The sequence below is a fragment of the Marinobacter sp. L-80 genome, from assembly GCF_056859395.1.
The window spans coordinates 494,503-508,806 of the sequence record NZ_JBSXOI010000077.1 but is presented as its reverse complement, the minus strand read 5'-3'; the positions used below and the strand labels follow the sequence as shown (position 1 = coordinate 508,806).

The 14,304-nt window shown below is 57.7% G+C and carries 11 protein-coding genes; 2 read left to right on the top strand and 9 right to left on the bottom strand.

Translation table 11 applies throughout. The annotated features are described in order from the left end of the window. Positions 1-13 precede the first annotated feature (13 nt). Both AC13E3_RS21950 and AC13E3_RS21945 read left to right on the top strand, forming a co-directional pair. Positions 14-1,375 (top strand): DUF1329 domain-containing protein, encoded by a 1,362-nt coding sequence (locus tag AC13E3_RS21950; protein ID WP_482902556.1) that lies wholly within the window; start codon positions 14-16, stop codon positions 1,373-1,375. 214 nt (positions 1,376-1,589) lie between these two features. After that, a complete protein-coding gene (locus AC13E3_RS21945) occupies positions 1,590-4,292 on the top strand; it encodes a LuxR C-terminal-related transcriptional regulator (RefSeq protein WP_482902555.1) in 2,703 nt (900 codons plus the stop codon). On the opposite strand, the gene AC13E3_RS21940 is transcribed toward AC13E3_RS21945, so the two are convergent. From AC13E3_RS21940 to coaE, 9 genes are all read right to left on the bottom strand, one after another. Next, a complete protein-coding gene (locus AC13E3_RS21940) occupies positions 4,258-5,172 on the bottom strand; it encodes an acyltransferase (RefSeq protein ID WP_482902554.1) in 915 nt (304 codons plus the stop codon). The genes AC13E3_RS21945 and AC13E3_RS21940 overlap by 35 nt on opposite strands. 12 nt (positions 5,173-5,184) lie before the next feature. Beyond that, positions 5,185-6,120, bottom strand: coding sequence for a glucosaminidase domain-containing protein (locus AC13E3_RS21935; RefSeq protein WP_482902553.1), 936 nt, complete (start codon positions 6,118-6,120; stop codon positions 5,185-5,187). Between the two features lie 89 nt (positions 6,121-6,209). Next, positions 6,210-8,381, bottom strand: coding sequence for a hypothetical protein (locus tag AC13E3_RS21930; protein ID WP_482902552.1), 2,172 nt, complete (start codon positions 8,379-8,381; stop codon positions 6,210-6,212). Between the two features lie 137 nt (positions 8,382-8,518). Beyond that, a complete protein-coding gene (locus tag AC13E3_RS21925) occupies positions 8,519-9,076 on the bottom strand; it encodes a YfaZ family outer membrane protein (RefSeq protein ID WP_092030965.1) in 558 nt (185 codons plus the stop codon). Positions 9,077-9,188: 112 nt separating this feature from the next. After that, on the bottom strand, positions 9,189-9,377 hold the full coding sequence (gene yacG / locus AC13E3_RS21920) for a DNA gyrase inhibitor YacG (protein ID WP_482902551.1): 189 nt from the start codon (positions 9,375-9,377) through the stop codon (positions 9,189-9,191). 62 nt (positions 9,378-9,439) lie between these two features. Beyond that, positions 9,440-11,791 (bottom strand): response regulator, encoded by a 2,352-nt coding sequence (locus AC13E3_RS21915; protein ID WP_482902550.1) that lies wholly within the window; start codon positions 11,789-11,791, stop codon positions 9,440-9,442. Between the two features lie 43 nt (positions 11,792-11,834). After that, complete coding sequence (gene tsaA, locus AC13E3_RS21910) at positions 11,835-12,578, bottom strand: tRNA (N6-threonylcarbamoyladenosine(37)-N6)-methyltransferase TrmO (protein ID WP_482902549.1); 744 nt, start codon at positions 12,576-12,578, stop codon at positions 11,835-11,837. After that, a complete protein-coding gene (locus AC13E3_RS21905) occupies positions 12,578-13,672 on the bottom strand; it encodes a hypothetical protein (RefSeq protein WP_482902548.1) in 1,095 nt (364 codons plus the stop codon). Before AC13E3_RS21905 ends, tsaA begins: the two co-directional genes overlap by 1 nt. Then, a complete protein-coding gene (gene coaE / locus AC13E3_RS21900; RefSeq protein ID WP_482902547.1) occupies positions 13,665-14,303 on the bottom strand; it encodes a dephospho-CoA kinase in 639 nt (212 codons plus the stop codon). Before coaE ends, AC13E3_RS21905 begins: the two co-directional genes overlap by 8 nt. Position 14,304 lies beyond the last annotated feature (1 nt).

The window sequence follows — 14,304 nt, the reverse complement described above, 5'->3', positions numbered from 1 at the left end:
CGAGGGAATTTAAATGAAACTGAACAAGAAACTACTGGCCACAGGCGTTCTGGCAGCGAGCATGTTTGCCGGCCAGGCCTGGGGTGCGGTTTCTGCTGAAGAAGCGGCCAAGCTGGGTGATTCGCTGACACCGATAGGCGCGATGAAAGCCGGCAATGGCGGTGAAATCCCCCCGTGGACAGGTGGGTTGACTACCCCTCCGCCCAACTACAAGGGTGACGGCATATACGTAAATCCGTACCCCAACGAAGAGCCGAAGTTCACCATTGATCAGAGCAACGTTGATCAGTACAAAGACAAACTGTCCCCGGGGCAGGTTGCGATGATCAAGCGTTACAACGATTATTTCATGCCGGTGTATGAAACCCACCGTTCTGCGGCCTATCCGAAGGAAGTTATGGAGCAGACCGTTGAGAATGCAACCACCGTTGAGCTGATCAAGGATGGTAATGGCCTGGGCAACTACCAGTCTGCTACCCCCTTCCCGATCCCTCAGAATGGTCTGGAGGCAATCTGGAACCACATTACCCGTTACAGAGGTGGTTCTGTACAGCGTACCGTTGGTCAGGTGACGCCGACTGAAGGTGGTGAATTCTCTGTTGTGAAATTCCAGGACGAGCTTACCTGGCGTACCTACCTCTCGGATTACAATCCGGACGAGGATGCGAACGTTCTATTTTACTTCAAGCAGGCCATTACCGCTCCGGCACGTCTCGCCGGTAACGTACTGCTGGTACACGAGACCATCGACCAGGTTGCCGAGCCTCGCCGTGCGTGGGTTTACAACGCCGGTCAGCGTCGGGTTCGTCGGGCGCCTCAGGTAGCGTATGACGGACCGGGTACCGCGTCTGACGGTATGCGTACTTCGGATAACTTCGACATGTTCAACGGTGCTCCGGATCGCTACAACTGGGAGCTGGTTGGCAAGAAGGAAATGTACATTCCGTACAACTCCTACAAGCTGACCGATCGCAGTCTGAGCTATGACCAGATTATTCAGGCTGGTCATATCAATCAGGATTACACTCGCTACGAGCTGCACCGTGTATGGCATGTTCGCGCAACCCTGAAAGAAGGGGCCCGCCACATCTATGCCCAGCGTGACTTCTACATTGATGAGGACTCCTGGCAGGCATCTGTCATTGATCACTACGACGGCCGTGGCGAACTCTGGCGTGTTGCAGAAGCCCACAATATGCAGTTCTATGATCAGAAAGTGCCCTGGTACGCCATTGAGACGCTGTACGACCTGCTCTCTGGCCGGTACCTCGCGCTTGGTCTGACCAACGAAGAAGAAAATCCCTATGAGTTTGGCGTTGAACGTCGCTCCAGGGACTACTCGCCGGCCGCACTGCGCCGCGCCGGTACACGGTAAGCGTTCATCCGAACCGCTAAAAAACGGCGGGCCTTTGGGTCCGTCGTTTTTTTATCACTCGATAAAATCCTTTCACGTCAAAATTTTGCAGCCCACCCCTCAATTGGTTTAACCTTCTTATCATACTAAAGGCGTACCCGATGTCGGTCGCCATTGAAAAGTCAGTGCAAGATCCACTTTTCCGGCGGTGCAAGGCAGTGCGAGCCGGAGCTAAATGGGGCAGTGCGTGAAACCATTCAATGATGGCTGTGCAGCCAACGATGAATTTCAGTCGGCGAATAGTGGTCTTCAAAGAGGCGAGCTGGTCAGAGACCTGCTCAGGCAACGGGTTCAGATTCCCCCGGTTCCGTCCGATTCCCTGGCCCGGCCAAGACTCAATGGCAAGATTTCTGAAGCACTGACTTCCAGAAGCGTTCTGTTTGTGGAAGCGCCCTGTGGCTATGGCAAATCTCACGCCGTGGTCAGTGCGCTTGGTGGCGCAGAAATGGCTACCGATCAGGTTCGCTGGGTTGCCCTGAACTCCCAGGACAATGCACCGTCCCGCTTCCTGACACTGCTCGCCATTGCCCTGGATCTGCCCGAACCCCCCGAGCAGGGGATTCAGAGTGGCGCCACCTTTTCCGATACACTGTCGATGATGCAGGTAGCGCTGGCTCGCACCGGTGACAGTCAGCCACGGGTTCTGGTGCTGGACAATCTCCAGCATCTCAGCAACCCCGCCGTTGTGGACCTGCTCCACCAACTGATTGTGGACTTTCCGGCTGGCTCCTCCATCGTTCTGATTTCGCGCAAGGCACTGCCTTTCGAAACACACAGCCTTGAGCTGGAAAACCGGTTTACCCGCATAGGGCCTGAAGCGCTTGAATTCTCTCGTTCCGAAACCTTCGAGTTTTTTCGGCCCGCGACGGCAAACAGCGAACTCACCAGTGTTGCTGTCGATAACCTCTATGACATGACTGAGGGCTGGGCGACGCCACTAGCGCTGTATCGCCGAGAGGTGTACCAGACGATTGAACGCAAACCGATCCAGGAAGCGCCAAGCGTTGAGCGTTTTCTCAAAGAATCGGTTCTGGGCAATCTGACGCCCGGCCAGATGCGTTCCATGCGTGGGATCGCCGAGCTTGAACTGTGTTCCGATGAATTGTTTCTGGCCCTTGAGCCCTTCCTGCCGGAAACCGGCTTTGTTCCCTCCCAGGCTGCCGAGCGGGGTTTGCCCCTCAAGTCGATGCCGGGTCGTGGTCGCTGGTACCGGCTGAATCCGCTGTTGCAGGAATGGCTGAAGTCGCCGGTCATGGCCGGTTATTCGGAGCGAATGCTGCAGGCAAGTCGGTGGTTTGGCGTGCGTGACCAGTTCCCGGAAGCACTCAAGTACGCCTTGCTGGCTGGCGATGCGGAGGAGGTCATTCGGATTGCCTCGGAAGGGTCCGAGGCTCTGCTGTTGGGGCAGGATACTGCTTCGCTTCTGCGACTTCGCAAGAGCCTGCCGGCACAGCTGCTGGAACGGAGCGTGCGTCTCAGGATTGTCTACAGCTGGGTTCATGCGATTGGCGGCCAGTTCCGCCAGGCGCGAGCTCTGATTGACGGCCTGGCCGAGCATGAGCAGAAAGAACAGGCTGCACGCATCTGTGCTCTGAGAGCGTTTATTCTGCGAGGCGAGGGCAGTGTTGGCCCGGCCCTGGAAATGGCGGATCGAGCCCTGGCCGAAGGTGAGCTCAGTACCCAGGGACAACTGGTCACCCAGATGGTTCGCTCCAGTGCCCTGTGCGCAGCAGGTCGGTTCCAGGAAGCGCGGGAAGCCAACCGCGCGGCGTCGAGGTTGGCCCGGGAAGCCGGCGATTCCGGCTCGGAAGCCCTGGCGGTTTACGCCCATGCCCGCATCGAACTTGGCAAAGGCGCTCTCAAACACGCCGAGCAGTTGTTGCGCACTGGCCTCGACACTGCCATGCAGGAGCTGGCTCGTCCTGCTCGTATCGGCGAGACCCGTCTGCAGCTGAACCTGGTGCTGGTGCTCTGGCATCAGGGCCGGGAAGCCGAGGCGGACCGTTTGCTCGTTACCTGTGGCCGCCACGCGGAACAGACCCGGGATCTGGGGCTGTTGCTGGCGATGACCATCCGAGTGCTGATGTGCCGTGGGCAAGGCCGGCTCGACGACGCCTTCGTCTGGATCGGGCGGGCAGAACGCACCATGCATTCCTGGCAGGTTGACGAGTCGCTGTTTGTACCCGTACTGGAGGCGCTTAAAGCGAATTGCTGGCTGTCCCAGAACCAGATCGACAGCGCGGATCAGGCGGTCCGTAAGCTGGCCCCGTATCGGGAAGCCGGTTGTGTGCCAGAGCTGTTCCCGATGATGCCGGGTCTGCTGGATTGCCTGCAGGTGCGGGTCGATCTGGCCCGTGGTGACCTGATAAAAGCGCGGGAAACGCTCCAGGGTATCCGTGAGCGTTACGAGGGGGCTATTCCCTGGGGTGTTGAGCTGCACATGCGCCTGCTGGAAGCGGTGATTGTTCTGGATGAAAAAGGGGCAGTGGTTGCGCTGAAAATACTGTCGGCAGTCGTTGCCGAAGCCGCTGCCGAGCATTTCATCAGTCCGTTCCGGGAACTGCGTGGTGAGTTGCAGGAACTGATGAGTAAGGGCTTTGGTCAGTTGCCTGAGAATGCTTTCAAGGAGGCGCTCGGTGAGCTGTTCGAGTTGCAGGCCAGCGTATCAGGCGCTGACACACTGGCCGAGCCGATCAGCGAGCGGGAGCAGGGCGTGCTTGAACTGATTGCCAAAGGGCTGTCGAACCAGGAAATTGCCGACAAGCTGCACATTTCCCTGCACACGGTGAAAACTCACGCCCGCCGAATCAATGCCAAGCTGGAAGTAAAATCCCGGACTCAGGCTATTGTCCGGGCCCGGGAGCTGGGACTGCTTTAAGCTCATCGATCCGGGCATCCTTCTCGGCCCAGATATCGCTCACCCACCGCTGAAACGCGATCCGGGTTTCCCGGTTGTTCTCGTAATCCATGCCCAGGAATTCTCGGGGGATCTCACGCGTCCGCACCTCAATAATGATCCTGCGGATACGCCCGCACAGGTAATCCCAGAAGCCGGCACGGCCCTCCGGATACACGATGGTGACATCCAGCATGGTATGAATCATCTCGCCCATGGCGCCAAGCACGAACGCGGTACCACCCGCTCTGGGCTTCAGAAGGTGCTTGTAAGGTGAGTTCTGGCGGTCATGCTTCTCCGGCGTAAACCGGGTGCCTTCCATAAAGTTGAAAATCGTCACCGGGGTGTAGCGAAATTTCTCGCAGGCGGCCTGGGTGGCAGCCACGTCCTTGCCCTTCAGCTCAGGGCGTTTGGCGATCTGTTCCTTGGTGTGGCGGTGCATAAAGGGAAAGTCCAGCGCCCACCAGGCAACGCCAAGAAACGGCACCCAGATCAGCTGTCTTTTCAGGAAGAACTTCAGCAGGGGGATCCGGCTGTTCAGCACATACTGAATGGCGGGAATGTCGGCCCAGCTCTGATGGTTGCAGGTGACAAAATACCAGTGCTTCCGGCTGAGATTTTCCACGCCCCGCACATCCCAGTCGACCTTGTGCAGAAGATCCATCAGAAGATTGTTGAAGCCAATCCAGAGCCACGCGATGGTGTTGAGGATCACCGTGCAGCCCTTGCGTACGGCGGTAATGGGCAGAACGAGTTTAAGCAGGGCGACTGCGAGAAGAAACGGAATCAGCACCAACGTATTACACAGGATGAGAAGGGCCGCTAAAGTCCCCTTCAGCGGCGCGGGAAGAAAATCGAGCATGGGGTAGGGTCTCTAACCTTCAGCCGGGTTGGTTTTCAGTGATGATTGGCGGGGTAGCAAACCGGTTTCCGCTTCGGTAGAAGCCAGCTGTTCAAGGCTGCCAGGTTCGAGGTTTCTGACCACGCTGCGGAAATCGTCGTCGTAAAACTCCAGGTTGTTGTAGTGAATCATTGCCCGAATCTCTTCAATGTATTCTTCTCCGCGCTCGGAGTAGCCAAGCAGACCCTCTGCAAGCTCCAGGCCTGAGAGAGGGGCATTATCACGGCGGTCTTCGAGCCGGACGTCTCGCAACAACTGATAGGTCGGGTGGCGATTCAGGTTCTGTATGTACGCACGAACCGACCGATAGGGTGAGGAGAACTTGGCCACCTCATGGCTCGCGCCCTCTGCCCGGCCGCGGGGAACAAGTCCGCAACCTTTTGAAAAGCACCACTGGCCAAAAAGGTTATTACCTTTCGTGGCAAACCGGGAGGTGCCCCAGGCGGATTCGTTGGCGGCCTGTGCCAGGACCAGAGACGGAGGAATTACATCGAGACGCTTGCGTAGCAGGGCAAACTGCTCATCGCTGCCGGGCTCGGCATCTACCCTTAATCGCTCGGACTGTTGGGCCAGCCAATCATACTCCTTGCTGGTCAATGTCTCCTTCGCAGCGAGGCTATCCAGGTAGTCGCGCTCAATCAGAATCCGTGAGTTGGCCAGAACAATCCGTGGGTAGAGAAACGAGAAGAACGCGGCCTTCTTCTCCGTGGTGTCCTGATACTGAGAAAAATCTGGCAAGTCGTCGTTGGCCCAACTTGGGAGCGGGGGCAGGGACGACAGTGCGGGTTCGGAGCCTGTGTTATCGGAGTTGATCCGGTCAATACTGGCCTGTGGCGTATAAAAGCCACCGCCGATCGCAAATGCAATCAGGGGGAGCATCAGTATGACGGCCCGTTTACCCGCAGACATAAAACCTCTCGTTTCAATCGATATAGCAATGATTATAACAGGTTATACGAGAGCGTTTGCCAGTTGGGTTTTGTCGGATGCCACTGCCGTCAGGGCAGTCGTGTTGCAACAAGCAAACCGATCTGTTCCTCACCACCCCCTGTGGATCGGAAACGCAAATAGAACTGGTCCTGACTGGCGGTGTGAAAACCCTCAAGCACAAGGTTGCCTGAGGTGAACTCTACCCTCCCGTCGCCCAGTTGGCTGAGCGCCAGGTCGATGTCCGCCAGGCTCTCCAGCGCAGGTTTTGTCACGGTCTCGTCATCAACGGAATGGGTGCTGGTCAGCGAAGTCGGCGAGAGTGTTGCCGAGCTTGAGGATTCGATGGTCAGCAGGGCATTGTCAAAATGTCGGAGGCGGTTCGTCTGCGATGTCAGGGCCAGGGCCACGCCCTGAAGCCTGAACTGTCCCGTAGCCGGTGCGGTGTTCGCGGTTTGTTCCGCGGCAATCAGGATACCGTCGCCCAAGGGACTATCGTCCAGGTTGAATGCCATCAGGGTGCCATCCGGGGTGCTGGCACCGACACCAATATCTGGCTGCTGGAAATCACCGGAAGCGGTGGTGATGTCAAGGTTCAGTCGTCCGATATCCACATCCCCGTTGCTGAGCCGCGAGGTTCGGTTGCTCAGGGTCCAGGATTCTGCTCGGGTACCGCTGGAGTCCGTCGAGACAGTGCCTGAACTGTCTCGTTGTAATGACGTAAAGCTCTGGGATTGGTTAACTGTACCGCCAGAAATCTGCCATTGGCCAACGCCTGTTTCGATGGTGAGAGGCGTTGTCTCGTCGCTGAATCGGGTTCCAAGATACAGCATGTTGTAGTCGCGGCCATTCAGACTGTCGGCGTCGAATCCCTCCTTTCTGAGGAGGTTGACCTCAAGAACCGACAGATACTGATCCTCCAGAGTACCCAGCCGCCGCAACTGGTCGCCGTCTGCTTCCAGCTCGATCGCTTTGCCAGCGCTGAAATAGCCGCTGATCACCCGGTCGGGCCCAGTGGTTTCATCCTCAGGCGCGCTTGTGAAGGCGTCCAGATAGTAGGGATTGCGAGTCCAGCCAATAATTTTCGAGCTGCCCCGGCCGGTAATGCTCTGATACAGGGCCCGGCCTGCCAGCAGGCGGGTGTCTTCCAACAGCGTGGCTGCTCCGGGGGATGAAGAATGAGTGTTCCGTTCCCAGTATTCAGAGCCCCGCACGAAGAAGTCGTTTCCCGCCTGGTGAATCAGAGCCTCGCGATCGTATGGAATATCGTTGGCCAGAGAGGTCACTCGGATGTTGAAGGCATCAAAGCTGGTCAGGGTGAGAGCCGGATAGACATAGCCGGTGCCATTATCATCGGTCAGCACCTCTTCCTGGGCCGTTCGAACACCCCATTGTCCGGACCCGCTCAGGGTAGACTCGAGAAAAGTCTGCCCCAACTCGATGCCCAGGAATACCGAATTATAGTCTGCGGAACTGGCGCTTATCTTTCCCGAGGACGTCTCATCGAGCACCGCGTAGTCGGCCATTGCGCTCACGTAACGGGCAAAGTCTCCCCGATCTTCGAGAATATCCAGGGCACCGCCGAGGCCAACATTGGAAGGAATCTCAATTTCAAAGTCGTGCACCTGGTCGGCCAGGGTAGACCACACATACTTGTTCAGGCACGGCTCGCCGCCCTCATCGGCAACGCAATCCATAATGGTCTGGAACTCGCCGGCGGTGTAGCTGCTGAGCGTATTGCGCACCAGGTACTCGGAGAAGGGATTCACCTTCACATCCCGGTCAGCATCGGCGGCCAGGGCACGCATGCGGGTGTTGCCGTAACTGGCATCGATAATCACATCCGGACCCAGGGGCAGGCCATTGGTGAATTCGATAATGGTGAAGCCTTCGCTGTCGGTGCGCGTGGAAATCGCGGGTTCATCAAGCACAGACAGGGCCTGATTGGTGTAGTAAACACTCACCCTGTCCGGCGGTACGATTCTCAGGTTACGGCGGGTAGGCTCGCCCTCGCTGGTGACACCACCCGGTACCTCCATGGTTACCCGGACTTCGTTGCTGGCGAGGCCCCCGGTGTTGGTGGAATCGCCGGTGTTGCCGGAGCTGAAATCGTCCACCGGGTTCTTGTTGCCTGCGAAGTCATTGGGCTGACTAGCCGCCCCCTCAATGGCATCGTCACCGCCACCACATCCGGCGGTGAGTAATAGAGTCGAAGAGAGCAATAAACCGAGTGTGAATCGCATGCCTGGCTATCCGTGCAGAAAATACAGGCAAACAGTCTAACAGTGGGATTCTCGGGAAAGCGTGAGGAAAAGCACGAAAGGGTTATGGAGGGAACACGAAACGGGCCCCACCGGGCCCGTTTCAGAAAAGGCAGGAATCAGAAGAAAATCTTCATGCCCGCCATAACGCCTTCATCGAGATTGACGTCTCGTGAGGAGTTCTCGATATCGGTGTTCAGATAGCGATAGCCGGCGAAAATCTCGGCGTTGCGGATAACCCGATAGCTACCACGCAGCTCAAGGCTGGTCATATCATCGGAATCGCCAAACGAGAGAATGCTGGGGGCGTAGTGCAGGCCACCGGTGAACGACAGGCCAGGGACATCCGGGATATTGACGGTCGCAAAACCGCCAAGACCGACAGCACCGCCATCGGCGCGGCTTTGATCCCAATAGATACCCCTCATGCCGATGCCGGCTGTGGTGGGCAGGTTGCCGATTGCCGTGCGGCCCTGGGCATGGAAATCAACGTTGAAAATATCGCGGCCACCTTCGCGGTAGGTGTAACCGGTGCCAAGCTGGAGGTCGTTGTTGGTGCCGAAGAAATTTACCTGGCCCTTCACCGAATCGTTGGTGAGGCTAAGGTCGACATCCCCTGCAAAGGCAGGCGCGGCAGCCAGTGAGAGAATCATCAGGGAAATCCGGGACGCTTTCATATATGTGCACCTTCGTTACGTTTTTAGCAGAATTGCCGGTATGTTAACGGGGTGTTCCGGGCCACTCAACTTAAATGCCGGTAAGTCCCCGTTAACTTTCATTTTTCGCAGGTCAGTGCCGGGTGGTATCGCCGCCCTGGTCCAGATCTTCCGGTGAAGCGTTCTCTGCGGGTACCCGGTATTCCTCGTTGGCCCAGGCCCCCAGATCGATCAGTTTGCAGCGCTTGGAACAGAAAGGGCGCCAGGGGTTGGTCTCGGTCCATTCCACGGACTTTTTACAGGTTGGGCATTCAACGTTCATGGTTGCCTTCGGGTAGTGGAAACGTGTCTGGATGTCTGTGCCCTGATTTTAGAAAACAGCTTTCAGGAGGCAGCAGACGCCTGACAATATTGTTCCAGTACTGCCCGCAACATTTCAATATTGACAGGCTTGGCAACAAAAGAATCCATCCCGCACCGGCGGCAGCGTTCCTCGTCTTCTTCCATGGCACTGGCGGTCAGAGCGACCACGGGGATGGGCGCGCGGTTGTGGGTTTTTTCCCACTCCCGCAGGCGTCGGGTGGCTTCGAAACCGTCCACGCGGGGCATCACACAGTCCATGAACACCAGGTCGAAGGGATGCCATTGCCACAGGCTGGCGGCAGCCTCGCCATCGTTGGCGGTCATCACGTCACAACCGAGTTTCTCCAGCAGGCGGCGGGTCAGGGTACGGTTGACCGGGTTGTCTTCCACCAGCAACACCTTCATCCGGCCACAGGGAAGTTCCCGGCGCCTGGCGGTATCGGTAACCGCCTGCAGGGAAAACCGGGTCAGGAAACGCCGTTCCTGTTTGGCGGCATCGGCAAACAACTGGTTCAGAATTGGCGTCAGGCAGGATTCCCGCAGCGACTTGCTCAGGAAGGCATCGGCACCTGCCTGCCGGAAATGTTCGGCGTCACCCCGTTGCGGATTGGATGACAGAATCAGCAGGCGCATATCGGACCACAACGGATTGCTGCGAATCTGCCGGCACAGCAGGTCGCTGTCCATATCGGGTACAAACCCATCCAGAATGATGGCGTCGAACGGCTGCTGGCCATCGAACGCGGTGCGCAGGGATGTCAGCGCCTCCCCGGCGGATTTCACCGCCTCAATGTGCACTTCGTGCCGGGACAGCATCTCCAGGGTAATCTTGCGGGACAGCTCATAGGAATCCACCACCAGAATCCGGCGGTTTTTCACCATCCGGGTATCCGGCCGAACCCGGGCGGCATTCTCCGGGGCCACGGGCAGGGTCAGTTCCATCCAGAAGGTAGAGCCCTCGCCGGGCCGGCTTTCCAGATCCATGGAGCCGTCCATCAGGCCCACCAACTGGCGGCAAATGGTCAGGCCCAGGCCGGCACCCGGTAACTGGCGCTGGAACTGCTGGCCCAGCTGCACGTAGGGCTCATAAATCAGGGGAACATCTTCCGGGTTGATCCCTACGCCGGTATCTTCGACCGCAATGCGAAGGCGTGCCTTGTCGTCCCGGCGGCCAAGCATCTCAATGCTGATCAGCACATGGCCGGAATCGGTAAACTTGATGGCGTTGGAGGTGAGGTTCAGCAGGATCTGGCGAATGCGCACCGGGTCGCCTTTCAGGGCCCAGGGCAGGTTCTCGTCAATCCGAAGCTCCAGTGCCAGCCCCTTCTCCCGGGCGCGGGCGCCGAGCATGTGCACCAGATCATTGAGGGTTTCCCGAAGATCGAAGGGAATGTCATCCAGTACCAGCTTGCCGGCTTCCATGCTGGAGATATCCAGCAGATCGTTGATGATGGCAGAGAGGCTCTCCGAGGCACTCAGCAGCGTCTGCACATACTCTCGCTGCTCCTGATCCAGAGGCGTATCCGTCAGGAGATTGGCGTAGCCCAGCACGGATTGCAGCGGAATGCGCAGCTCGTGGCTGACATTGGCCAGGAACTGATTCTTGGCGTGGTTGGCCCGCACCGCCTCGTCCCGCTCACCCTGGGACTGGATCGTGGTCTGTCGCAGGGAACGGGTGTCCTCAAGGATCTGCAGGCGCATCTTGTTCAGGGCCTGCTCCAGCTCCGAGAGTTCGTCCGGCGTCTTCCGCGCCTTGCGCTTCAGCTTCAGTGGGTCCACCAGCGCGTCGAGATTCAGCCGGGCGGCGTAATCGGCCATGGATTCCAGGTGCCGGGTAAGCGTTAAACGAACGATCACCAGCAAGCCCAGGGTGCCCAGCATGACAACAATGGATTGAAACAAAAGGTTCAGGAACGCGCGGTTACGCAGGTCTGTGTAGATCTGGTCTATGGAGGAGGTGACGGTGAGTGTGCCAACGTTTTCAGGACTGCGGTTGTTGGAGCGGTCGAAAACCAGTGGAAAGGTCTGCGATATGACCCGGCCCTCAGGGTAAGTGCCGGTGCTGAAGGTTTCGCCGGTGCTGGTCACCACCCGCCCGTACTGGACAGCGGGCACTGCTTTCATATCATCCAGGCTGTTGGCCACCTCGCTGAAATTCATCAGCCAGATGTTGTTGCTCATGCTCCCGGAAACCAACTCCGCGGCCCGTGTCTGGTCATTCAGCAGATCGTTCTTGCGCCGCTCGAATTCTCCGATCAGCTGAACGCCCGTTGCCACCAGAGACAGAAAAAGGCTGAACAGCAATACGTAGGCGAGCAACCTTGCCGCCAGTGGTCGTATTCCCAATCGTTTGAAGAACCGCTTTGAAGGCAAGGCACATATTCCCTGTGTCGACTACAAAATCACCAAAAGCAGTTTAACAGACCGTCAGCACTTCGACACGTTTCCGTGAATGATCATTCACGAATCGGAATCGCACGTTCAAATCGTACAGATGCGCGCCGTAAATGCGCTCTTCCTCCCGACCTCTACGAAAGGAGGGACGTGGATCGTATGCGACCACATCCTCGATCAGCGGGCGCAGTTCCGGATAGTCTTCCGATGAAAGCTGACGGATCTGCGCCTCCGCTTCCGGCAGAAAAACCACCTCCAGCCGTTCCGTTGGCGGCGAATCTGCCCAGCCCAGGGTAGCCTCGGGCACGGAATCGGCAAAGGGAAGGTAAGGTTTGATATCGAGAATTGGTGTGCCTTCGATCAGGTCATGATCGCTGATGCGCAGGATAAGCTCGCCATCTCTGCGAATCAGCCCCTCATTGCGCACCACCGACAGACCAAGACTGTTGGGGCGAAACGGTGAGCGGCTGGCAAACACCCCCATCTTGCGGTTGCCACCCAGGCGTGGAGGACGCACCACTGGCCGCCATTCCGCCCGCACCGCCTCGTGAAACTGGAAGGTCAGCCACAGATGACTGGCGGTCTCCAGCCCACGGAAGGCATCTTCACGGTCAAACGGTGGCTGGATAATCAGCTCGGCCCGGGCATGACGGGTCAACCCCGGCTGGCGAGGCACCCCGAACTTGTCCTGAAAGCATGAGCGGGTAATGGCGATAGGCGTGAGAGTAAGGGCCTCGGTCGCGGGTTTCGAGGGGTGTCTTGGCATTACAAACGATCATCCTCAATGATACCGGAGAAAAACATTTCCACCCGAAATACCACAGAAGCTCGGTCTTTAAAGCTCTCCTCCCGGGGGGATTCCAGTGCTGGAATCAGCTCCGCATACAGCCAGTTGCTGTGTAGACGGTAACGAAACGTGAGATCGCCGAACGCTGATGTGGTGCGCCAGGAAGGTTTGCTTTCCCCAAGCACACCCAGCCGGGGCGTTACAATCAAGCGGTTATTCATGCGCTTACGCATGCTGAATATCTGAGCCGCAACAAATTCCTTGTCGTTGTGAACCCACTCCAGTTCTGAAGACGAGTGAAAATACCAGTCATTGCCCACCGGGCGCCCAACGCCAATCCAGGTTCGCTCGCCCCAGCCGTCCTGGTGAAAATAGTAAAAGCGTTGCTGGGCGTTCAGCACCCATTTGTCGTCCAGGCGCCAGCTCTTTTCAGCTGTTGCCCGCCAGAAGGCATCCGGGGGGAGCCGCAGGCGCACACCCACATCGTTAGAAAAGTTGATGGCATCGCCAATCTGGGTCAGGTAACGCAGCGCGCCCGTCGCTTCTGTATCGGAACGCTCCGGTTCGGTGAGCTGCCGGTCCCGCTGGCGCTCGCCGAGTGGAATCAGTTCCTCGCTTTCGCTCTCGATAACCAGGCGCAGCTTTTGCTCGGTGGTCGGAATATCGATACGGAACCGCGCTTCAGGCTCGAACTGAGCGGGATCGCCGTATTCGGACTCCGTCGCAAAGCCAATTCGCAGATAGCTTTCGTTGTTGGGCAGGTTGTGTTCACTGCCCGATAAGGTCCGGTCAGCCCATTGCCCAACCGACTGGATTTTCTGACCATGCAGGCGCTCCTGGCGCAGTACCCAGTTGCTGAATTTGAGCCAGTAGGAATCCCGCGGATCGGCCCAGTATTCATCAGGCTCAAACGTGTAGAACCCGATCGGCAGTTGAGCTGGAGACAGAATCTCCGCCACAGAGCGTTCCCGAACCTCAAACACCGGCTCGATGCTGTGGCCTGGGGAAGAGAACGTCAGAGAAAGTGCAGCGGCAATACCTGCAAAACGATAGCGGAAAAAACAGTCAGCCAAAATCCACCAACAACCTTTCATGCAGCTCCCGCACCTGACGCGTTACATCATCCAGAGGGCGATCATTATCAATCACCGCATCCGCCCGCGCCAGCCGATCCTCACGGGACATCTGAGCCGCAATGATCCGCTCCACCTGCTCCCGGGAATTGGTATCCCGGGCCATGGTGCGTTCAATCTGGGTTTCTCTGGGAATGTCGATCACCACAATGCGATCAACCAACTCATGCTGGTCGGTTTCAAGAAGAAGAGGCGAAACCAGAAGCACATAAGGAAGCTCGTATTCACCCCCCTCTCCCCTCGCGGGAGAGGGGCTGGGGGAGAGGGGGGGATTCAACTGCCTAACCAATTCCCCGCGAATAATCGGATGCAACAGCCCCTCCAACCAAACCCGCTCCTCAGGCTTCTCAAAAACAATCCCACGAAGCTGCGCCCGATCCAAAGCACCGTCAGAAGTCAGAATCTCCTCCCCAAAATGCTCCGCAATCCGCACAAGCGCGGGCGTCCCCGGCTCAACCACCTCCCGGGCAACATCATCCGCATCCACCCAGTGCACGCCCAGGTCACCGAACAGGCGAGCCACAGTGGATTTTCCGGAACCAATCCCGCCGGTAAGGCCAACAATCTTCATG

What these genes read in the sequence shown, in the direction of transcription:
- AC13E3_RS21950 (WP_482902556.1), top strand. Translation starts at nt 14, where the DNA reads ATGAAACTGAACAAGAAACTACTGGCCACAGGCGTTCTGGCAGCGAGC.
- AC13E3_RS21945 (WP_482902555.1), top strand. Translation starts at nt 1,590, where the DNA reads ATGGGGCAGTGCGTGAAACCATTCAATGATGGCTGTGCAGCCAACGAT.
- AC13E3_RS21940 (WP_482902554.1), bottom strand. Translation starts at nt 5,172, where the DNA reads ATGCTCGATTTTCTTCCCGCGCCGCTGAAGGGGACTTTAGCGGCCCTT.
- AC13E3_RS21935 (WP_482902553.1), bottom strand. Translation starts at nt 6,120, where the DNA reads ATGTCTGCGGGTAAACGGGCCGTCATACTGATGCTCCCCCTGATTGCA.
- AC13E3_RS21930 (WP_482902552.1), bottom strand. Translation starts at nt 8,381, where the DNA reads ATGCGATTCACACTCGGTTTATTGCTCTCTTCGACTCTATTACTCACC.
- AC13E3_RS21925 (WP_092030965.1), bottom strand. Translation starts at nt 9,076, where the DNA reads ATGAAAGCGTCCCGGATTTCCCTGATGATTCTCTCACTGGCTGCCGCG.
- yacG (WP_482902551.1), bottom strand. Translation starts at nt 9,377, where the DNA reads ATGAACGTTGAATGCCCAACCTGTAAAAAGTCCGTGGAATGGACCGAG.
- tsaA (WP_482902549.1), bottom strand. Translation starts at nt 12,578, where the DNA reads ATGCCAAGACACCCCTCGAAACCCGCGACCGAGGCCCTTACTCTCACG.
- coaE (WP_482902547.1), bottom strand. Translation starts at nt 14,303, where the DNA reads ATGAAGATTGTTGGCCTTACCGGCGGGATTGGTTCCGGAAAATCCACT.